This window comes from Gracilinema caldarium (genome assembly GCF_029265695.1).
GTDB classification, from domain to species: Bacteria; Spirochaetota; Spirochaetia; order Treponematales; family Breznakiellaceae; genus Gracilinema; species Gracilinema caldarium_A.
The window spans coordinates 1-19,875 of record NZ_JAJUHW010000027.1; the positions used below are offsets into that span (position 1 = coordinate 1).

General features: G+C 46.8%; 21 protein-coding genes. 7 read left to right on the top strand and 14 right to left on the bottom strand.

Annotation, left to right across the window (positions count from 1 at the left end; all coding sequences use genetic code 11):
* The 5 genes from Q7P68_RS09460 to Q7P68_RS09480 all read right to left on the bottom strand — a co-directional run.
* Positions 1–321 (bottom strand): type III PLP-dependent enzyme domain-containing protein (locus tag Q7P68_RS09460; RefSeq protein WP_486187670.1); only part of this gene is annotated, 321 nt, incomplete at its 3' end.
* Entirely contained in the window at positions 312–1,232 is a 921-nt protein-coding gene (rsmA, locus tag Q7P68_RS09465; RefSeq protein WP_304225068.1) for a 16S rRNA (adenine(1518)-N(6)/adenine(1519)-N(6))-dimethyltransferase RsmA, read from the bottom strand. The genes Q7P68_RS09460 and rsmA, both read right to left, overlap by 10 nt.
* A complete protein-coding gene (locus Q7P68_RS09470) occupies positions 1,195–2,694 on the bottom strand; it encodes a ComEC/Rec2 family competence protein (protein ID WP_304225069.1) in 1,500 nt (499 codons plus the stop codon). The genes rsmA and Q7P68_RS09470 overlap by 38 nt, the downstream gene beginning before the upstream one ends.
* A complete protein-coding gene (locus Q7P68_RS09475; RefSeq protein WP_304225071.1) occupies positions 2,688–3,875 on the bottom strand; it encodes a HEAT repeat domain-containing protein in 1,188 nt (395 codons plus the stop codon). Before Q7P68_RS09475 ends, Q7P68_RS09470 begins: the two co-directional genes overlap by 7 nt.
* Positions 3,865–4,950, bottom strand: a complete 1,086-nt coding sequence (locus tag Q7P68_RS09480) for a flagellar brake protein (RefSeq protein ID WP_304225073.1) — start codon at positions 4,948–4,950, stop codon at positions 3,865–3,867. Before Q7P68_RS09480 ends, Q7P68_RS09475 begins: the two co-directional genes overlap by 11 nt.
* A 157-nt stretch (positions 4,951–5,107) precedes the next feature.
* Between Q7P68_RS09480 and Q7P68_RS09485 the strand changes: the two genes are divergently transcribed.
* The 3 genes from Q7P68_RS09485 to Q7P68_RS09495 all read left to right on the top strand — a co-directional run bounded on the left by Q7P68_RS09485 (position 5,108) and on the right by Q7P68_RS09495 (position 7,386).
* The gene (locus Q7P68_RS09485) at positions 5,108–5,719 is read left to right on the top strand and encodes a CPBP family intramembrane glutamic endopeptidase (protein ID WP_304225074.1); all 612 of its coding nucleotides are present in this window, start codon (positions 5,108–5,110) and stop codon (positions 5,717–5,719) included.
* A gap of 108 nt (positions 5,720–5,827) precedes the next feature.
* Positions 5,828–6,421: a TlpA family protein disulfide reductase gene (locus tag Q7P68_RS09490; protein ID WP_304225076.1), complete on the top strand. Its 594-nt coding sequence runs from the start codon at positions 5,828–5,830 to the stop codon at positions 6,419–6,421.
* On the top strand, positions 6,421–7,386 hold the full coding sequence (locus Q7P68_RS09495) for a cytochrome c biogenesis CcdA family protein (RefSeq protein WP_304225078.1): 966 nt from the start codon (positions 6,421–6,423) through the stop codon (positions 7,384–7,386). Before Q7P68_RS09490 ends, Q7P68_RS09495 begins: the two co-directional genes overlap by 1 nt.
* A 7-nt stretch (positions 7,387–7,393) precedes the next feature.
* On the opposite strand, the gene speA is transcribed toward Q7P68_RS09495, so the two are convergent.
* From speA to Q7P68_RS09515, 4 genes are all read right to left on the bottom strand, one after another.
* A complete protein-coding gene (speA, locus tag Q7P68_RS09500; RefSeq protein WP_304225080.1) occupies positions 7,394–9,316 on the bottom strand; it encodes a biosynthetic arginine decarboxylase in 1,923 nt (640 codons plus the stop codon).
* Positions 9,317–10,213, bottom strand: a complete 897-nt coding sequence (gene aguB / locus Q7P68_RS09505; RefSeq protein ID WP_304225082.1) for an N-carbamoylputrescine amidase — start codon at positions 10,211–10,213, stop codon at positions 9,317–9,319.
* Positions 10,210–11,310 (bottom strand): agmatine deiminase family protein, encoded by a 1,101-nt coding sequence (locus Q7P68_RS09510; protein WP_304225084.1) that lies wholly within the window; start codon positions 11,308–11,310, stop codon positions 10,210–10,212. Before Q7P68_RS09510 ends, aguB begins: the two co-directional genes overlap by 4 nt.
* A gap of 84 nt (positions 11,311–11,394) precedes the next feature.
* Complete coding sequence (locus Q7P68_RS09515) at positions 11,395–12,615, bottom strand: DUF8084 family protein (protein WP_304225086.1); 1,221 nt, start codon at positions 12,613–12,615, stop codon at positions 11,395–11,397.
* 98 nt (positions 12,616–12,713) lie between these two features.
* Here Q7P68_RS09515 and Q7P68_RS09520 point away from each other — a divergent pair, with 98 nt between their 5' ends.
* From Q7P68_RS09520 to Q7P68_RS09535, 4 genes are all read left to right on the top strand, one after another.
* Positions 12,714–13,940: an NADP-dependent isocitrate dehydrogenase gene (locus tag Q7P68_RS09520; RefSeq protein ID WP_304225089.1), complete on the top strand. Its 1,227-nt coding sequence runs from the start codon at positions 12,714–12,716 to the stop codon at positions 13,938–13,940.
* A gap of 83 nt (positions 13,941–14,023) precedes the next feature.
* Complete coding sequence (locus tag Q7P68_RS09525; RefSeq protein WP_304225091.1) at positions 14,024–14,668, top strand: redox-sensing transcriptional repressor Rex; 645 nt, start codon at positions 14,024–14,026, stop codon at positions 14,666–14,668.
* 5 nt (positions 14,669–14,673) lie between these two features.
* Positions 14,674–15,711 carry a class I SAM-dependent methyltransferase gene (locus Q7P68_RS09530; protein WP_304225092.1) on the top strand — a complete coding sequence of 346 codons (1,038 nt, stop codon included), beginning with the start codon at positions 14,674–14,676 and terminating at the stop codon, positions 15,709–15,711.
* On the top strand, positions 15,708–16,307 hold the full coding sequence (locus tag Q7P68_RS09535; RefSeq protein ID WP_304225093.1) for a hypothetical protein: 600 nt from the start codon (positions 15,708–15,710) through the stop codon (positions 16,305–16,307). Before Q7P68_RS09530 ends, Q7P68_RS09535 begins: the two co-directional genes overlap by 4 nt.
* Before the next feature lie 107 nt (positions 16,308–16,414).
* On the opposite strand, the gene rpmE is transcribed toward Q7P68_RS09535, so the two are convergent.
* The 5 genes from rpmE to Q7P68_RS09560 all read right to left on the bottom strand — a co-directional run bounded on the left by rpmE (position 16,415) and on the right by Q7P68_RS09560 (position 19,864).
* Positions 16,415–16,618 carry a 50S ribosomal protein L31 gene (gene rpmE, locus Q7P68_RS09540; protein ID WP_304225094.1) on the bottom strand — a complete coding sequence of 68 codons (204 nt, stop codon included), beginning with the start codon at positions 16,616–16,618 and terminating at the stop codon, positions 16,415–16,417.
* A 23-nt stretch (positions 16,619–16,641) separates the two neighbouring features.
* Positions 16,642–18,234: a transcription termination factor Rho gene (gene rho, locus Q7P68_RS09545; RefSeq protein WP_486187671.1), complete on the bottom strand. Its 1,593-nt coding sequence runs from the start codon at positions 18,232–18,234 to the stop codon at positions 16,642–16,644.
* 456 nt (positions 18,235–18,690) lie between these two features.
* Positions 18,691–19,173: a CinA family protein gene (locus Q7P68_RS09550; RefSeq protein ID WP_304225096.1), complete on the bottom strand. Its 483-nt coding sequence runs from the start codon at positions 19,171–19,173 to the stop codon at positions 18,691–18,693.
* On the bottom strand, positions 19,170–19,631 hold the full coding sequence (locus Q7P68_RS09555) for a bactofilin family protein (protein ID WP_304225097.1): 462 nt from the start codon (positions 19,629–19,631) through the stop codon (positions 19,170–19,172). The genes Q7P68_RS09550 and Q7P68_RS09555 overlap by 4 nt, the downstream gene beginning before the upstream one ends.
* Positions 19,632–19,642: 11 nt before the next feature.
* Complete coding sequence (locus Q7P68_RS09560; protein WP_304225098.1) at positions 19,643–19,864, bottom strand: tetratricopeptide repeat protein; 222 nt, start codon at positions 19,862–19,864, stop codon at positions 19,643–19,645.
* Positions 19,865–19,875: the final 11 nt, after the last annotated feature.

The window sequence follows — 19,875 nt, forward strand, 5'->3', positions numbered from 1 at the left end:
AAGCAGTTCATCCCGGTCAACGGACTGTATGCAAGAAAAGAGCTGTATCGCCCCTTTCACCTTGTTCCGCTGAAGCCTGCCAATACAATGAAGCTCCATATCTTTTATATCATCCGGAATGGTGCTGAATTTTGCCTTGGCATCCTGCACCCTGCTTTCACCAAAAAGCCGTATGCCAGCACGATATGCATCCTTAATCGCATCCATACTTTCGAACTTGCATACTGCCATAAGCCGGACTTCTTCCCGTTTCCGTCCCGATCGTTCACAGGCCCGTTGGATGCGCTCTTCGATCCTCGCAATATTATCTTTTATTGACATAGGAGAGATTCTACCTCCCGGGATAGGGCTATAAAGGAATCAAGTTCGATTTCTTCTGCCCGCTGCTGACCTTTAAGGCCTACTCTGGCTATAGCCACCTCTGCAGCCTCTGCCACATCTAATGACCCTCCAGTATAGCGACCAGACAAGAATGCAAGAAGATTATTTTTTAGATTTTTTCTTCTGTTTGCAAAAAGGCTCCGAACCAAGACGCGGAAAATAGGAGAATCTGTTTCAGGATTTCGGTCTTGCCTCAAGTCCATCCGCACCGCCTGAGAATCGACATGAGGCACCGGATAAAATGAAGCACCTTTTAAGACCATAAGCGGCTTAATTGAATAGGCTGAACTGCAAAGGACTGAAAAAGATGAATAGTCCTTAGTCCCTGGCTTTGCAAACATCCGTTGGGCTACCTCTTTTTGTACCGTCACCACCATTCGCTTAAATAAGCGCCCCTTTTCAATAAAATCAGCAAGCAGTAGGGCCGCAATGTTGTAGGGCAAATTGCCAAGAAAATATGCCGCCGAGAGCCCCGCATACCTTTCTTTATGCGCTTCCTGAGGCCATGTCTTAAGCACATCGCCCTCTACCAGGGTAAACAGGGTATTGTCAGGAATGAGATCTCGCAATGCCTGGGCAAAACCCCGGTCAATTTCAAAGGCCTTCACCCGTGCACCCTGCATAATGAGTTCTGCGGTCATCGCCCCCAAACCGGGGCCCACTTCCCAAACAAGCTCCCCAGGGGGGACTTCAAGGGCCTCTACAAGACGCCGCCTCGCGTCTCCGTTAATAAGAAAATTTTGCCCAAATTTTTTTTGCATCCCCAAACCATGCTCGTCCAGGTATCGTTTCAGGACCGAAGGGGAATTATAATCAATTAAAGGATGAAAGGGTTCGTGCCGTGTTTCCACGATATTGAAAATACACAAAGATGAGAGCTGTAGCAATACTGCCAAGGCATACCAAAACCCAGTGCAGATTTTTAAGTCCAAAAGAAAAATCAGAACTCATGTGCAGGAAAGCACGCTGAAGAAAATAAGTCCAAGAAAGGATTTGGCTTACTAAGGGACAGAGTATAGGTATAAGTTGATGAAACACAAGGTAAACGATGCTTCCGATCATAAAAAATGATGCCAGTATGCTGAGAATGGCCCCTGCGAAAATCCCTATAGGATAGATTACACCAAATACAGCCGCTACAAGTGGAGCTGTCGCTGTAAAGGCTCCAAGAGAGGCTCCAAGACTATTTCCAAGGGGCCGGGGAACTATGCCTCTTAATACATCAGCAAAAATAGGACTTAAAATTACAAGACCTGAAAGAGCAAGGTATGAAAGCATTGCGGACAAACTTGCCATCCCCAGAGGATCCAATAAGAGCTGTACTAAAAAAGCAAGGCCCACTATTGGCACAAGAGAAGTGTTTATACCACTTAAAAAACAGAACAACATCAGCATATACATGATGAGGGAACGGGTTAGAGAGGGCTGAAACCCCGCTATATACACATAGATCACTAAAACAAAAAGACTTAGGATCGCTGAAAGACGCAAGCCCAGCATCTTTCGCAATAAGAAGGCTAATATACCTGCGATAATTCCTAAATGCATCCCCGAAAGGGCTAAAACATGGGAACTTCCTGATCTTCGGTACATTTCAGTAAACTCGCCGTCCAGATCATCCCGCATACCTAATAAAAGGGCAGAAGCGAATGCACCCCATAGTTCATGCTGTAAAACCTTTAATATGAAACGCCGTACATTAAACCGAAGCCTGTCGATTCCCCTGGGTCCGCTTATCTTCATAACATTCTTAACAAAAAAGATAGGCATACTCGACTGAAGGGGGGAAAAAGAGCCTTCCACATACAGCGTACTCCCCTGACCGGCTATATCTTTGAGCTGTAACAAAGAAGCATCAAAGAACAATGAAACCGACCCATGGGATGAAATCCTTGTTCCCCGATCATCTTCACAAGAGAGGACCTTAGCTTGACCAGCAAGCTTGCCTGTTGCTAGCAGCCTGAGGTCCGTTTGCATCACCAGATCGATTTTTTGTATCCTTTGAACAGGCAGCGGAGCAGCGAAGGTTGAGCGTTGTTCCATATTCAGTGCGGCAAGGCCGATGCAAAAACCAAGGGATAATAAAACAACGAGGCGAGAGAGGGCCCGGAGATAACGTAGCGCTCTTGGAGACTGGCCTACCTCTAAAGCGCGGCAAAAACTAATCAACAGTACTGCAAAAATGAGGGCTCCCATGACAGAAATGACAGCCAATTCGGCCAAACGAGAAGAACCCCTGAAAGGATAAAAGACCAGCGCTGCGCCTAAGGCGGTACTGGTGATGGAAAAAAAGCTATTGTTACTCGCTACCATTTGAGGCGGTTCATTGCTTCCCGAGCCGCTGTTTGAACCGCATCAGGATAGGCTAGATACCCAATGTACAACAGGTAGTCAAAGGCAACCTTATCGCCTATCGAACCCAGAGCCTCTATCACCGAAACAAGGATAAGCTCGTCAAAATCCTTTGTTCGTTCCATAGTTGAGTTGATGAGCCCAAGCTGTAATGAGAGTGCCTGCGCAGCTTCGGAAGTTCCCATCGCTCCCAGGCAGCGGATCGCTTCGATATATCTATCCTTTTCAATTTTACCGTTTGAGTAATCAGTTTGGACACGGTAAAAATGCTTAATAGCCAGGGTAGTAGCCCTGCTCCACTTTTGCTCCGTGAGTTCCCGCACCGCAGCATAACGCATTTCATCTAAATAGTTTTGATCCGCCTCATTAGGTGCAATATAGGAAAGGGAAATATCGAGGGTATTCTCTGCAATTTCACCCCGGTCTGCAGGGGTAAAATCCTTATGCTGCAGGGCAGCTTTAAAGGCCGCAATCTTTTCCACCGGAGTATTTTTGCGAATCACATCGATAAGGTATTTTTTATAGTCTCCCTTTATGGCCCCTAAAGCCTGGGCTGCAAGCCGGGAATATTCATCGGGGTATCCAGCGATCATGGCTGAAAAAAGAACCGGAAAAGATGAACCGTCCCCCAGCTTTCCTAAGGTCGTGATGCAGGCTGATAGGACCGCATAATCGGGAATAAGGCCGGAACGGAAGACATTGTTTTGGTTTGAAAGAAACTGATTGAGGTTTTCTATGACCCTGCTGTCACCCTTGCCCAATATAGCCAAAGCATCCAAGACTGCAACCCTGGTCTCCGTATCCCGGTAGGCCATAAAAAGCCGCCAAAGCGCATCCCGGTTTTGAGCTTCTCCCGCACTTGCAGCGGCCCTGGCTATGGTGCTGGCCAGCCTTATCATTTCTGAATCATCCTTAAGAACATCCGCATACTGCAATACAAAATTCAACGTATAATCAAAAAAGGAGCCCAGACTAGCTTTCATATCCGGATCTTTTATGGCATTCTCCACAACTTCCGGTTTGGTTGACAATGCGGTCCGTATAAATAATTTTTGATAACTCTGCAGGACAGGGCTCACAACCTGAGCATGAATAGATAGGGTGCTTAAAAACAATACAATAAAACCCACATTACGCTTCATTGGTACCCTCCGGTGATAGTACGGCTGTTTTTTCTGTTTTGATTTCATCATCTTCGAATAGATAGTTGTTATAGGAATAATCTGGTTTTACCCCAAATACTTCAGCTAAAATCCTGTTCCTCGTATTAAGAGATGGCGGCAGAGCCTCCACATGTAAAAGGGATCTGTTTTTTTCTTCATCGTATTCTACGGAACGGACCGTCCCGTTCATCACAACAGGATGTCCATCAATTTCAAATTGTACCTTTATCTTAAGGCCCTCCACACCCTTGCCGCCAATCGTTACTGCACAGCCCGTATCTGAAAGGTCTTCGATAATACAGCGGAGTCCCGGTTGGACTTCTATTTTTTCAGGTGGTTCCTCAGCTACCGGGAGATACAGATATGCTGGCTTATGGGTCCGCGCCCGGATTGACCTGCGCTTTTGGGTTCTAAACAGGGAATCCGAATGGGCAATCTGGAGTACTATGCTACCCCGGGCCATAGCTTCATCGAGGACATAGGTGTCAAACACATACCCCGCATCATCCTTTCGCCAGAAATAGATAGCGAGCCGCCGGCCTTTCCACACAATGGATCCTTTTTGAGCCGGTATATTTGGTTTTTGAATAGTTAAAAATCTATCTGAATTGGCGACTACCTGGGATTTAAATACACCAACACCATCAACAAGCACCTTAAGTGGCTGAGTTTCACCAATCTGCCGGGAACTAGAAATCCCCTTTTTATACCGTGGATGCTCAAATTCTATCTTTTTTCGATATTCATATAATTTTGATAAAAAATCCTGGGTTTCCTGGCTTCTCACGTCTCCGGTTACTTCAGCTTTTTTTACAAGTTCTCCGATACAGCGATCCAGTTGTTTTTCTGACCAAAATAAAGTACTCGGATCTTCCAATTCAGCGCTAATGGCAAGTTTCCGCAGAAGCTGCAATTCACCGAAAGAAAATCCCGCATCTTTCCCCTTTGCAAAGAACTCAAGCCATGAATAATTATTTTTAGAATCCTTTTTATAGGTAAGCAGTAACAGGAGGCTTATAGTTGCGACAATTAACAAAAGTACATATAACAACATTCCCTTTACAGTCTCCTCAAAATTATACCATATCCGCGGCTTCTCCGTTGTATGGCCTTTCTAAAAAAAACAGTACCTGCTATAATAGAATATACCTTAGCAAAGATAGACTGTCAAAAAGGAGTAACCCATTTCCGCACTGGTTGAAGCATTTATTTTGTATTGGGCCTTTTTTCTTCCCAGCATTTCCATCCCGAGCGAAACCGCATCGGTTATTTCCTTTGTAACCCTACGGGAACTCTCCAGAATACTCTTATATGATTTACCGGCTACTGCTCTTATTTTATTCCTTTTAATAAAAGAAAATCGGGAAAAGATAATCGAAAGATTCGCAGTTTCACGCAACATAACACTGTGGGCCATCATCAATTTAACCCTCATTATTGCCAGCGCTTTTGTGATATCCCTTCTTGCCCGCTTTATACTGCCCTCCTGGAAACCGCCCATTATTCAGGCGCCCAAGCTTCCGTCAGCCTGGATAGTCATGACCGCAGGCAGCTTTGCCACCGCATATTTAGAAGAAAGCTATTTCAGGCTCTATCTGCTCTATCGATTTGACGAGGCAGGCTTTACATCGCGGACAGGAAACCTACTTTCTGTGCTGCTCTTTTCACTATGCCACATCTACGAAGGCCCCCTTGGATTTCTGAATGCGGCAATTGCTGGTTTGTTTTTTACCCTGGTATACCGAAAAACCGGCAGCATCCACAGCCCAGCCTGGGCCCATGGCCTGTATAACACCCTTGTCTTTTCATTAGCCATCCTATAACTAAAATTTGTTGACAAGTTATATAATCTTTTAATAATATATGATTATCAATATATGTACACTTCTATAATTACCAAAAGTTTTAGAGGTGTACCCACAGGAGTATACATGAAAGCACAGAAAATCTTATTTCTTATAATTTCTCTCCTGCTTCCTCTCTTCTCCGCAAGTGCCGCAGAGGGGGCAAAGACTGCAATAACGGCTTCTGGGACCCAAAGCCAGGCATGGAAAACAGCCCTGCAGGATACGGGTTTTACTGTATTTCCCGAAGCCCAGACCTTGCCGCAAATAAAAGTACCAGGGCTGGATGGAAAACAGATTGATATTAAGGACTTTGCAGGTTCCTGGGTCATCCTTAATTTCTGGGCCACCTGGTGCCCCCCCTGCAAAGCAGAAATGCCCTCCATGGAAGAATTCTATAAAACCTTTAAGAACAATAAGCTTACGATTTTTGCAATATCTACCGGCGAAAAACCCGATACGGTTAAGAATTTTATTAAAGCGAATCCTCACAGTTTTCCCATTGGTTTAGACAGCTCAGGCCAATTGGGGGCAGTCTTTGCAAGCCGCGGCATTCCAACCACCTACATCGTCAATCCGGAAGGCAAGGTCATTGCGGGCACCATTGGAGGCAGGGACTGGATGGATAAAAAAACCGTCGAAGCTTTTAAAACACTTCTTGCAAGCGGCGGGAAAAACTAATGTCAGTCTTTTTTGAATTTATAGCCGCCCTTGCAGCGGGGCTCCTCTCCTTTCTTTCTCCCTGTGTGTTCCCCCTCATTCCGTCCTATCTTGCCATGCTGAGCGGAACTTCCGTTAAGGACCTAAAAGAAAGTACAGGTGATCATCCTGTTGATGAACACCGCAGACAAATCCGCCGCATCGCCCTGCTCCGTTCTATAAACTTTTCCCTGGGCTTTACCGCTGTTTTTGTGATTTTGGGGCTTTTATTCTCCCAAGCCTCCGCAATGATCGGCACCTCAGGCCGCATCTGGGCGCTCCTGGCAGGTTTTGTCATTATCCTCTTAGGCCTTGATACCATTTTTGATTTTATTAGCTTTCTCAGAGTAGAAAAGCGCTTTCAAATTCAAAAGCGGCCTCAGGGCTATGTTTCAGCTTTCCTTTTCGGCGCAGCCTTCGGCGCAGGCTGGAGCCCCTGCGTGGGCCCTATGCTGGCATCAATTCTCTTTATGGCGGGCTCTGGCTCTCTTATTAAGGCAGGACTGCTCTTGGCTACCTACTCTCTCGGCCTGGCTATTCCTTTTATACTGACGAGTCTTTTCCTCGGCTCCCTGCAGGGGCTCCTGCAAAAGCTGAAGAAACACCTTGGCACTGTAAAACTTGTTTCCGGCCTCATTTTAATTAGTATTGGCCTTTACATGATTGTAGGGGACCTGCGCCAGCTTACCGCCGTCTTTACCCGTTTTGGTTACGAGCTGCAAAGCTCTGCCGAAGCTATGCCTCATGTTTACCGTATTGTGACAAGCTTCGTGCTTGGGATCAGCGCGGCTCTTTTGTTCTTCTGGAAGCGCTCCCTGGGCAAAGGCCGCACAGCGCTCCATATTCTTGGAACGCTGTTTTTAGTTATACTCGCCGTTTTGGAAGCCCTGGGCATTATTTCCCTTATCAAGATCATAGCTGGCTGGATGCTTTTTCAGGGCATTTAATAGGATGCTATAGCCTTCTGCGGGAATCTACCTGCAGATAGGTATAGCGCTTAAGTCCCGCTTCGTATTCTGCCAATATTTTCATTCCCTCGTTAGGCTTTACCACATCCTTTTTAATAGCCTGCTCCACCTGGGTCTTTATGGACCGAATAAGTTCCGCAATGGCGTACTCGTTTTCTTCCAGCACCTCACGAATGGTATCGCCTTCGATAATTTCATCAATATACCATCCTGCGTCCTCGTCGCTGTCGAGAACTATGTGGGCTTCGTCCATACGTCCAAAGAGGTTATGCATATCCCCAAGGGTATCCTGATAGGCTCCGGTCAAGAAAACGCCAATGTAATAGGGTTTATCGTTTAAATCATGGAGCCACAGGTATTCCCGCTGGTCCTGATCCTCACCGTCGCCGATAAAATTGTCTACCTTGCCGTCCGAATCGCAGGTAATATCGGCGATGGTGCCCTTAACCGTAGGTTCTTCGGTAAGCCTGGTAAGGGGTGTCATAGGGAAAAGCTGGCCCAGCGCCCAGGAATCCGGCAGGGACCGGAATACTGAAAAATTAAGGAGATATTGATCCTTAAGGCCAGCCACGAGTTCCTTCATCTCTTCGCTCATGCGGCTTTTGCCTTCATAGTGGCGGCTGATTTCCGCAAGGATTTCCCAGGAAAGGGATTCTACCACTGCCCGGGACTGGAGATCCAAGTATCCCAGATCAAAGAGGCTCATGGCTTGCTGGCGGTAAAATACGAGATCATGGAAAGCCTCGTCGTAGTGGCCTGCATCGACCGTTTCCTTTACCTCTAAAATGTCTCTGACTACCTTAGGAGCATTTTTGGGAACCACCAAATTTTTAATAGTATTAAGCTTAGCGATGCGACCAAAGGCTTCCACGGCTATCATTGAATGATGGGCCACCAGGGCTCTGCCGCTTTCGGATACTATGGTTGGATGCTCCACCTTTTCTTCATCGCAGACATCCATAATGCCGTAGACGATGGTGTTTGCGTATTCCCTGAGGCTGTAATTGGCAGATGAAGCCACAGCGCTGCGGCTCCCATCATAATCCACTCCAAGCCCACCGCCCACATCAATATAGGAGATAGGACAACCCATCCGGACCAATTTTGCGTAGAACCGGGCCCCTTCGCGGACACAGCGGGTTATTACCTGGATGTCAGGAATCTGACTTCCCACATGGAAATGGAGCAGGGTTACACAGTCCTTAAGCCCCGCCTGTTCCAATAGGTTCATGGCTTCTAAAAGGTCTACTGTAGAAAGGCCAAATTTTGCGGCCTCTCCGGAAGAGGTGGCCCATTTGCCGGAACTGCGGGTTGCAAGCTTAATTCGGATACCTATATAGGGCCGGACGCCCATTTCTTTGGAAAGCTCAATGAGCCCCTTTATTTCTTCCAGCTTTTCAGCAACCACGACTACTTTTTTGCCGATCTTGCAGCCCATGAGGGCAAATCGGATAAACTCGTCATCCTTGTAGCCGTTGCACAATAAGAGGCGCCCGTCGTTTTTATGGATGGAAAGGGCAAGGAGCAATTCGGGCTTGCTTCCCGCTTCTATGCCTAGGCCGTAGGGTTCGCCCGCATCCATGAGGGTTTCCACCACTTCCCGCATTTGGTTTACCTTGACCGGGTAGACCCCCTGGTACCGGCCCTTGTAGCAGGCCTCTTCGATAGCCTGGGTAAAGGCTTCATTAATCCGCTTTACCCGGTCCTGCAGGATATCCTGAAACCTGATATGCAGGGGAAGCCGCAATCCCCGTTTTTTAGCCTCTTCTATTACATCCACAATACGGATGCGGGCCCCGTCCTTGCAGGGTTCAACGGTAATATACCCCTCTTCATCGATAGAAAAATATCCGGAACCCCATTTGGAAACCCCATAGAGCTTGTTTGCGTCTTCCCTGGTCCAGGCCATCTAGTTTATTCCTTTGCTGCCGATGTGGATCTGTTTTCCGTCATAGGTAGCCAGTGCGGTATATATATCGGGACGCCGGTCCCGGAAAATTCCCCAGGCGCTTCGCGTCCGTCTGATAGCATCGAGATCAAAGGTGTGTACCAGTACGGTTTCGCTTGACCGGTCAGCGGATTCTACGAGCTGGCCATGCTCGTCCGCAATAAAAGAAGAGCCATAAAATGTGATACTCGAATCGTCTATCTGTTCCTTGCCAACCCGGTTAGCTACAATGACCGGTACGAGGTTCGCTCCTGCGTGTCCCCGCTGTACAACGCGCCAATGTTCCATAGAATCGATGGATGCATCCTGCGGTTCTGAGCCGATGGCGGTCGGATAAAACAAAAGCTCCGCCCCCTTAAGCACCATGGCCCGGGCAAGCTCCGGATACCATTGGTCCCAGCAGATGCCAACGCCAATAGTGCCATAAGCGGTATGCCACACCTTTACGCCCAGATCCCCCGGATTAAAATAATATTTTTCCTCGTAACCAGGTCCGTCCGGGATGTGGCTCTTGCGGTAAATGCCAAGCACAGTCCCATCCGCATCGATAACGGCAATTGAATTATAATGAGCCTTGTTGGCCCGTTCAAAGAAACTCACGGGAATAACCACAGAAAGTTCCGTGGCAAGCTTTTGAAAATGAAGCAGGGCGGGATTTTGTTCAGGTTCACTTGCCAAATCGAAATATTCAGGCTTTTCCTTCTGGCAGAAATAGGGGGTCTCAAACAGCTCTTGAAGAAGAATTATCTGCGCGCCCTTGGCCGCAGCCTGTCTTACAAACTTATCTGCCTTCTTGATATTTTCATCCCTGTCCCAGGAACATGACATCTGAACTGTCGCAACGGTTACGTTTCTCATAGCATCTCCTTCTCGCTGTAGGCTTGCGGAATCTGCTGGGTAATGCAATGGACATTTCCGCCGCCTTTAATAATCTTCATACCATCTATGGGAACGATTTTTCGGTCTGGATATTGTTCGCGCAAAATGCCAAGAGCACGGTCATCGGCCCGTTTAAGCTCCGCATCGCCATCTTTGCCAAAGACAGGAACAATAAGCCCCCCCGAAACGGGATAAAAATTGATATAGCTTAAGGTAAGACTTTCTCCTCTGCAGGTTCTCCGCGGAGGTTCCGGGATTTCCACAATCTCAAGTTTTCGGCCCTGAGCATCCTGAGCGGTATTCAGGATAGAAAGGTTCTTTTTACTGTTTGGCATATTGGGAGAATCAGGATCGGCTGCTACCTGAATAAGCACCCGGCCAGGCTTAACAAAACAGGCCAGATTGTCCACATGTCCATCAGTCTCGTCTCCCCATAATCCCCGGTCCAGCCAAATAATGGTAGATACAGACAAATAGGATTTGAGATAGGACTCTATTTCTGCCTTAGATAAAGAAGGATTCCTATTTTTTGCAAGGAGACACTCTTCGGTGGTAAGCAGGGTTCCCTCACCGTCCACATGGATAGAGCCGCCTTCGAGCACCAGGGGCGCATCATACCGGGGGATCCTGAGTTTTTCTAAAATGAGCTTTGCAAGCCCGTCATCTGCGTCATAGGGCTTATATTTTTCTCCCCATGCATTAAAGCGCCAATTAATACCTGCCCGCCGGCCGTCCCGGTTAACGAGTATCGTGGGCCCATTGTCCCGAATCCAGGAATCATCATGGGGAAAGTCCCAAACTTCAACAGATTGGGGAAGCCGCTTCTTGGCATCCTGGAACGGAGAATAACCGCTTGTATCCTTCTGAGACCTGGCGACCATATAGAGGGGTTCAAATTCCGAAATTGCCTGGGCTACTTCGACATAACCGGCCCGCGCTTCTTCTAGGCCTTCAAGCCAGGCTTCGTCCCGAACCGGCCAGGACATCAGGGTCCCTGATCGGGGTGCCCATTCAGCGGGCATAAAAAAACCATTTTCTTGGGGGGGGGTCATAACAGAAAAATTAGATGTTTTCACAAAACACGTTGTATATCATTCGGCTCGACAAAGCAAGTACCGATATGCCCTAGGTTGCTTAAATTCACCATTCTACCCAGCCGGCTAAAACACAAGCACAAGGTTGACCGCCGCAGTCCCCTTTCCCTGCCGTTCTTTAACCGCAGCTTCAAAGTGGACTCCCATATGTTCACAGGCTTCTGCTATAAAAGACAAATAGTACCACCCAAGCCCGTCGTCTCCATACGGACCGGTTCCATGCTCATACAATTCTTGCAGGCTCTTTTCTCCCAGGGATAGCCTGCCCCGTTCATCAAACATTCGCTTGGTATCCTCAAAGCTGCTGGAACCGTCATAGAGACTCAATTTGAGCCGGTATCGCCAGCGGCCCAATGCCCAGCGTTTAGAGAGGGACCATACCATAATAGAAGCTAACCCATGGGGTAATCGCTGTATCAATTCTCTGCGTTTTTCAGGATTTTCCAGAATCGATCTCACTTCAGATGGTTTTGTCTCAGGGCCTAATAATTCAATTAAGGTTGAACGCTCCGCAGCACTCATGAGCTCAATAACCATAAGCGAAAGATAGTCTGCCAAATCTACCCTGTCCAGCACTGAATTAATAGCTTTTATAATATCCTGTTGTATTTTTTGCCGTTCCAGGGGGGCGCTGCAAAGCAGTACAAAGTAGATAAGGGGATCTACCGTATCAACCAACTCCCGGATAAAATACATGAGCCGTTTCCGTTCATCCTCTGTCCTGCGCTGATCGACCAGTAAGGAGCGAAATATAGGTTCGGTAATTTCTTTTTTTATACTCTCAATCGCATCGGATCGGGACTTTAATGCGTTTTTTAATTCCACCGGGGATACCGCATTCTGGGCATCCAAGGCTTGGTGCGGATGAGTCCGATTCCACTTTGCTATTACTTCGGTTTTCACAGCCCGATCAATAATGGTGGAATTAAAGTAACCATATAGTATAGAAAAAACAACAAGTCGCGCCAGGTCTCCTATTTCATTCTTTACGGAACCTAAATCTGATACAGGAAATTCAGCCTTGTCTACAAAGCCTGCAAGCAAAAGCCGTTTAAGCCAAGGAACATCTACGATTTTTAACTTAAAACCATAGCGGGTATCCCCATCAGGGGTTTCGAAGGAATGCAGGCCAGTCGCTCTGTTTTTAAAAAAAGCAGCCCCTTCTTGGGTTAGCACAATTTTTGAGCGCAGATCGATGCAACGAGGTTTTTCACCCATAATATGCTTTGTTACAGCCTGTCCCTTACTCACCGTCGGCACCTCCGACCTGTTCTCTAATAATGCCATATCCTATTGTATCATGATGTAACGGATTGACAAGAGGTAAAAAATAATTGCAAATATATTCATAATTTTTGCATACCCATACATTCTGGAGGCCGCTCATGGAATACAACACCGCAGAGATCAAAAAAATTACCATGGATAATCCAATTGTCGAAATAGATGGCGATGAAATGACCCGGGTGCTTTGGGCCCTTGTCAAAGAACAGCTGCTGCTGCCCTTTGTAGACCTTAAAACCGAATATTATGACCTCAGCCTTGAAAATCGGGATGCAACCGACGACCAGGTTACCCATGATGCGGCCCACGCAATTCTTAAGCATAAGGTCGGTGTAAAATGTGCGACCATCACGAGCAACAATGCCCGCAAAGCTGAATACAACCTGAAGCACCTGCATCCAAGTCCCAATGCAACGATTAGGGCAATTCTCGACGGAACCGTGTTCCGCAAACCAGTTATCGTACAATCTATACAGCCAACTGTTTCTACCTGGAAAAAACCAATAGTTATCGCCCGTCACGCCTATGGAGATGTTTATAAAAATGCAGAACTATCCATACCTGGACCGGGGAAGGTGGAATTGGTATATACCGACAAAGACGGTACTGAACAACGAATTGTAGTTGCGGATATGAAAGGCCCCGGTGTTGTCCAGGGCATGCACAACCTGGACGATTCGATTGCAAGTTTTGCCCGAGCCTGTTTTCTTTACGCCCTGGAAGAAAAACTAGATCTTTGGTTTGCCACCAAGGATACCATTTCCAAGATATATGACGGCCGTTTTAAAGAGTTATTCCAGGAGATTTTTAAGAAAGAATTCAAAGACCTTTTTGAAAAAGCTGGTATCACCTATTTCTATACCTTAATTGATGATGCTGTGGCCCGGGTCGTAAAGAGTGATGGGGGGTTCCTCTGGGCATGTAAGAATTATGACGGCGATGTTATGAGTGATATGATAGCCAGTGCATCTGGAAGCCTTGCAATGATGACCAGTGTACTCGTATCTCCCAACGGGGTCTTCGAATATGAAGCAGCCCATGGAACGGTACAGCAGCATTATTATCGATGGAAACGGGGAGAAAAAACCAGCACCAACCCGGTGGCACTTATTTTTGCCTGGTCCGGAGCTTTGGCCAAACGGGCTAATCTAGATGGAAACAGTGAGTTGATGCAATTTGCCCAAAAACTGGAAACGGCGACCCTCAGAACTATAGAAGAAGGGGATATGACCGGAGATTTGGCAAAATTAGCCAATCCAGCTCCACAGCGGGTTTTGGATTCCTGGGAATTTGTCCAGGCTATCCAGAAACGGCTTAAGACCCTATAATACGCCTAATATTATCGATATTTCTTGACTAATATCCTCTTTTCCCCTTATGGTACTATAATACATAAGGAAAGGAATATAGTATGGCTAAACAAAAAATCCCCGCTACGCCTTCCATACGACGGCTGCCCTCCTATTTGCACATTATCCGGCAAGCGGAAAAGGACGGAGAAGAATATATTTCAGGGACCGTCATTGCCAACGAACTTAATTTAGAGCCCATTCAGGTCCGTAAAGATCTGGCAATTACAGGAATCATAGGAAAGCCAAAAAAGGGATACCCGGTGCATGCCCTTATCACCGCCATAGAGCATTTCCTCGGTTGGGACTCGATTCGGGATGGAGTCCTGGTCGGTGTTGGTAACCTGGGCTCAGCCCTCATGGGTTACCAGGAATTTCAATTCCATGGACTCAATATTGTGGCCGCCTTTGATAAGGATCCCAAAAAAATCGGTTCCACCGTTCATGGGGTTCCAGTATTGCCCCTTGATACCATGGAAATCCAGGTAAGGAATCTGGGGGTTAGCATGGCTATTCTTACCGTCCCCTCTTCCGCCGCCCAGGAAACAGCAGATATGCTGGTAAAAGCGGGTGTAACGGCAATTTGGAATTTTACCAACGTAAAGCTTAAAGTACCCGATTCAGTGGTGGTACAAAAAGAAGACCTTTCTTCTGGCTATGCAATGCTCTGTGTCATGATACAGTCTAAAAAATTAGAGGGCAGATAAGTCGATTGGATCTATCTTTAGAAGAAAAAAACAAGTATCAAGCGGAACTCTTACGAAATCGACTAGCCAAGCGCTATAAACACCTTCGCAAATGGGCCAAACGGGTCGGTACTGATGCGTATCGGCTCTATGACCGGGATATCCCAGAAATTCCGCTTCTTATTGACCTGTATGGATCCGCAGTTTCAGGAGCTCTCTATGAGAGACCCTATGAGAAGGATCCTGCCGAGGAAGAACTCTGGCTGGAAGCAATGAAACAGGTTATCGCTGAAACCCTTGAACTTCCGCTCGATCAGATCTTTATAAAACAAAGGAGGCGGCTCCGCCAGCGGGACGAGGGGGCCGTACAATATCAAAAAATTGACGCCAAAGCTATTATCCGCCAGGTCCATGAAGGGGGCCTTATTTTTCAGGTCAATCTTTCAGATTACCTCGATACAGGGCTTTTTTTAGACCACCGGAAAACAAGAAGCCTTGCCAGGGAACAGGCAAAAGGACGCAGGGTTCTGAATCTGTTTTGTTACACAGGGTCATTTTCGGTCTATGCAGCCCAGGGAGGTGCTCTGCAAGTTGATTCGGTGGATCTTTCCAACACTTACCTTGATTGGGCTCGTATTAACCATAGCCTAAACAATATACAGTGCCAAAATGTAGATGTTGAGGCCTTTACCTCAGAACCCTACCAGCCGCACAAGAATCTGCTCATTAGGGCTGATGCGCTCCGTTTCTTGCGTGAAGCTGTAAAAACTCACATAACGTGGGACCTCATCATACTGGATCCGCCTACCTTTTCTAATTCAAAAAAAATGTCTGAGGTTCTTGATATCCGCAGAGATTATAAAGAACTGGTAGAACTATGCATTTCCCTCCTCTCAAAAGATGGAATCCTCTTGTTTTCTACCAATGCCCGTTCATTCCGATTCGAAAGTGAATATTTTCACCAGCACTATCCGCAGATAAGCATTAAAGACATAACAAAGGCCACGGCAGACGAAGACTTTCGTGATAGGAAGGTTCGGCAATGCTTTATACTCTCAAAATGAAACAGAAGGACAGCATCTCTAAATACCGCACCCTTTTTTTTAGGACTACAGCGATCCTCGGAATAAGTATTTGGCTGAATGCCTGTATATCCGCCCCTTACAAGACTTCTCGCATAACAGAACCTGCAAAACCTGCAGCCACAAAGCAGACAGCCAGTGCCTCTCAGGCGTCGAAGGGGCAGCAAAAACCAGACACAGGCCTTAAAGACCCGGCTTTTAAAAAACTCAAGCCAGAGGTGCTCGTCTACCTAGAAAAACTAGGCGATGCATTCTCGGCGAGAGACAAGGACTACATCCTAGCCCAAGCGGAGCCCTATTACCGCCAAACCTATTCGAAATTGTATGAAACGGGTGAATACCTGGCCATGCTGTATCGAATTGGCCCCTACAGTACCGAATCCGGCTATGGCGAAACTAAAAGACCCATACTCAATCTGAATGATATTTTAGGGATCACCTATACTGGTTGGGATGAATTAGGCCCTGTCATTGAAGTTCGAGCAAAGATTCTTTTTAAGAACGGTAAATCAGAACCATGCAGGCTTATTTTAATTTGGAGAGCCGGGGACATTAAAATAAAGGGCTTTGAACCCTAATAGGGGTACCAAATAAAAAAGCTGTCCTGCACCGCAGTGCTAGACAGCTTAAAGCTACAGTCTTGTGGCAGCCCTTGCATTGCCAGTTTGCCGCCAAAGGTTGCCGCTTATTCCTTGATGTTGAACTTCTTCCGGAACCGTTCGATACGTCCGGCAGTATCAACCAGCTTCTGCTTGCCCGTAAAGAAAGGATGGCATGCAGAGCAGATTTCCACATGAATATCCTTTACAGTAGAACGGGTTTCGATAACATTTCCGCAAGCACAGGTGATTTTTGTCAACTCATACTTGGGGTGCAGACCCTCTTTCATCTATGTGTCCTCCAAAAGTAATGCTAATCCATTGCTGCGGAGCCTGTATTCATGGACCGCAGGAACGCTTCATTATTCTTACTTTTCTTCATCCTGTCAATAAGGAGCTCGATGATTTCTATATCATCCATAGGGTTAATAACCTTACGGAGAACCCAAATTTTCTGAAGCTCCTCTTCGGTGAGCAGCAGTTCTTCCTTACGGGTACCGGACTTTTTAATATTGATGGCGGGGAAAAGCCTCCGATCGGAGATGCGCCGATCCAGGTTAATTTCCATATTGCCGGTTCCCTTGAATTCCTCGAAAATAACCTCATCCATGCGGCTGCCCGTTTCGACAAGGGCCGTCGAAATGATGGTAAGACTCCCACCCTCTTCGATGTTCCGGGCCGCGCCAAAAAACCGCTTTGGCTTGTGAAGGGCGTTGGAATCCACGCCACCAGATAGTATCTTGCCCGAAGTTGGCACCGTCTGGTTATAGGCCCGGGCAAGCCTTGTGATGGAATCCAGGAGTATAACTACGTCCTTCTTGTGTTCCACAAGCCGTTTTGCCTTTTCAAGTACCATTTCCGCAACCTGAACATGGCGGGTTGCCTGTTCATCAAAGGTTGATGAAATAACTTCCGCCCGGACGGTCCGTTCCATGTCGGTTACTTCCTCAGGCCGTTCATCAATTAAGAGGACTATGAGGTACACTTCCGGATGATTTTTCGTGATTGCATTTGCAATCTTCTGCATCATAATCGTCTTTCCGGTCCGGGGAGGCGCTACAATGAGGGCCCGCTGCCCCTTGCCGATAGGACAGAACAGGTTAATGATACGGGTAGATATTTCTTCCGTTACGGTTTCCAGGTTCAGTTTTTCGTTGGGATACAGGGGCGTCAGGTTATCAAAGGGAATACGGCTCTGCGCCACCGAAGGATCATCATAGTTAACCGTCTCCACCCGAAGCATGGCAAAGAACCGCTCTCCCTCTTTGGGACTGCGGATTTGACCGTAAACGGTATCACCGGTTTTCAGAGCAAAGAGCCGAATCTGACTCGGACTGATGTAAATATCATCCGGCCCAGGGAGATAGGAATTCTGAGGGCTCCGAAGGAAGCCGTAGCCGTCGGGAAGAATTTCTAGGGAGCCATAGGCGTAGATAATACCGCCCCGTTCGGTATGGGATTTCAGAATCGAGAAGATGATTTCCTGTTTTTTCAGGGTAACCATGTCTTCGTGGGACATGCCATAGAAATTGGCCAGTTCCCGAAGATCCTTCATGTTTAAGCGAGTAAGTTCGTTAATAGAAAGCCGCGGTTTTCCGTTATCCTGGTCATTCCGCGGTTCAGGACGGCCGTAAATATCCGGCATAACGACGCTCGGCCGTGCGAGGGGCTGAAAAGAAGCTTCAGAACGCGAATTGTAGCTTTCCTGACTGTTATGACTTCTGTCGTAGGTTTTTCGGCCCCGAACTCTGGGAGTGTAAGACTGTGTAAGTGTCGGTTCAGCTTCTCCTGGAACTTGTTCTTGTGGTACAGTTTCGGCAATTTCAGAAGGCTGGGATAACTTCTCCGTTGTCAGATCCCCCTCAAACGACTGTTCTTGTACCTCGTTTTCTGAGGGTTCTTTCATAATCGGCTCTGTTATCTCTGGACGCTTTCGCGGGCGGGTTCTTATAATAACTGTTTTTTCGGGGCTTTCATTTGGTCCTTCATTGATTTGATCTGTTTCAGATACATCAGCCTTTGTTGCTTCAGCTGTTTCAGTAATTAAGCTAGAGTCCAATTCCAATTCAGCCTGGTTTGGTTGACCTTCTTCTTGGTTCTCTTCTTGGGACGTCACGGTTCTTCGCTTTCTGATGATTGCCATTAATGCTCTCCGTTATTTCAAATACCGTTTCTACAAGGTATTGTAGGACGGGAAAATGGTTTATTATTTGATAGGTTATACCGATAAGCCAAAAATAAAATCCTGTACGATTATTTATAAACTGGAAGGCGTACTGATACTATAATAACACTTTCCTGCTCTGTCAAGAACTGGACAACTAGCAGATGGTTGTTTAACAGACATGGACAACTAGCAGAGTCAGCGGCCTTCGATATTCTGGAGCAGGAACTTAAGAGCTTCCATAGCCCCCTTGCTTCGTATCTCCTGCCGATCTCCTTGAAACTGGTATTTGTGGCTTATGGGGGAAAGATTATGCCGAGCGAAGCTGATCCATACGGTTCCCACAGGGGTTCCGAATTCATCTGAATCGGGACCTGCAATCCCGGTAATGGCCAACGCAATATTCGCAGAGCTGTGTTCGAGTGCTCCCGCAGACATGGCTTCTGCAATTTCTTGGCTTACTGGGCCAAAACGCTGTATTAAAAGCGGATCTATACCCAGCATCTTTTCTTTCGCCGCATTTTGATAGCAGACAAAGGATCCCCAAAAGACACTCGAGATACCAGGAATCGCAGCCAAAGTATCAGAAATTAAGCCTGCAGTACAGGACTCTGCACATACAAGGGTTAACTTCTCTTTTTTAAGGGCGGAAAATATTTGTTCTGCTAAAGTATGTCTCATACTTGTGCTGAGGCTCGGCGCAGTTCAGCTTTAATTTCTTCCGTAGGGCGTGAGAATATTTCGATATAATCTTCTTTATCGGTCATGCTGCACTGGCCTTCGAAAACTACACCATCGGCTATCCTCAGGCGATTGGCGGTAACATCTCCCTGGACTACCGATCCAGGCAGCATGTCAACCTTATCAACCGCCATAATCGTCCCCCGCACCGTACCTTCTACGGTCAGAGACACTACAGAAAGATGGTCCACTTCGACCAGCGCGCCCTTATCGACTATAAGGGACCCCTGGCCTTCTATGGTGCCCTTAAAAACACCTTTTATACAAAGGGTATCTTTAAATTTAAGGAAACCACTGTATCGTGTTTCTTTGCCAAAGGTTGTTATTGGATTTTCAGCTTGTCCATCGGTCCCAATGGATCTTTTTTTTGCATCATTCTTTACCGTGTTTTTAATCATGCTGTTAACACCTATTTTGTTGTCATCACAAATACCCCATCCCAGTCTTCCGGAGGAGGGTTTTCGATATAATGCTTACACCGTAAATAATACACTTTAGACGGGCCATCATTGGGATCGACTCTTAAAGCATCGGAGAAATACTGAAGGGCCTTGGAAAATTCCATTAATTTATAATTACGTCTGCCCTCTGCAAAAAGCTCCAACACCTTTTTTTTATTTTCATCAATCATGATGCCTCCTG

What these genes read in the sequence shown, in the direction of transcription:
- Q7P68_RS09470 (WP_304225069.1), bottom strand. Translation starts at nt 2,694, where the DNA reads ATGGTAGCGAGTAACAATAGCTTTTTTTCCATCACCAGTACCGCCTTA.
- Q7P68_RS09475 (WP_304225071.1), bottom strand. Translation starts at nt 3,875, where the DNA reads ATGAAGCGTAATGTGGGTTTTATTGTATTGTTTTTAAGCACCCTATCT.
- Q7P68_RS09480 (WP_304225073.1), bottom strand. Translation starts at nt 4,950, where the DNA reads ATGTTGTTATATGTACTTTTGTTAATTGTCGCAACTATAAGCCTCCTG.
- Q7P68_RS09490 (WP_304225076.1), top strand. Translation starts at nt 5,828, where the DNA reads ATGAAAGCACAGAAAATCTTATTTCTTATAATTTCTCTCCTGCTTCCT.
- Q7P68_RS09495 (WP_304225078.1), top strand. Translation starts at nt 6,421, where the DNA reads ATGTCAGTCTTTTTTGAATTTATAGCCGCCCTTGCAGCGGGGCTCCTC.
- speA (WP_304225080.1), bottom strand. Translation starts at nt 9,316, where the DNA reads ATGGCCTGGACCAGGGAAGACGCAAACAAGCTCTATGGGGTTTCCAAA.
- aguB (WP_304225082.1), bottom strand. Translation starts at nt 10,213, where the DNA reads ATGAGAAACGTAACCGTTGCGACAGTTCAGATGTCATGTTCCTGGGAC.
- Q7P68_RS09515 (WP_304225086.1), bottom strand. Translation starts at nt 12,615, where the DNA reads ATGGCATTATTAGAGAACAGGTCGGAGGTGCCGACGGTGAGTAAGGGA.
- Q7P68_RS09520 (WP_304225089.1), top strand. Translation starts at nt 12,714, where the DNA reads ATGGAATACAACACCGCAGAGATCAAAAAAATTACCATGGATAATCCA.
- Q7P68_RS09525 (WP_304225091.1), top strand. Translation starts at nt 14,024, where the DNA reads ATGGCTAAACAAAAAATCCCCGCTACGCCTTCCATACGACGGCTGCCC.
- Q7P68_RS09535 (WP_304225093.1), top strand. Translation starts at nt 15,708, where the DNA reads ATGAAACAGAAGGACAGCATCTCTAAATACCGCACCCTTTTTTTTAGG.
- rpmE (WP_304225094.1), bottom strand. Translation starts at nt 16,618, where the DNA reads ATGAAAGAGGGTCTGCACCCCAAGTATGAGTTGACAAAAATCACCTGT.
- rho (WP_486187671.1), bottom strand. Translation starts at nt 18,234, where the DNA reads ATGAAAGAACCCTCAGAAAACGAGGTACAAGAACAGTCGTTTGAGGGG.
- Q7P68_RS09550 (WP_304225096.1), bottom strand. Translation starts at nt 19,173, where the DNA reads ATGAGACATACTTTAGCAGAACAAATATTTTCCGCCCTTAAAAAAGAG.
- Q7P68_RS09555 (WP_304225097.1), bottom strand. Translation starts at nt 19,631, where the DNA reads ATGATTAAAAACACGGTAAAGAATGATGCAAAAAAAAGATCCATTGGG.
- Q7P68_RS09560 (WP_304225098.1), bottom strand. Translation starts at nt 19,864, where the DNA reads ATGATTGATGAAAATAAAAAAAAGGTGTTGGAGCTTTTTGCAGAGGGC.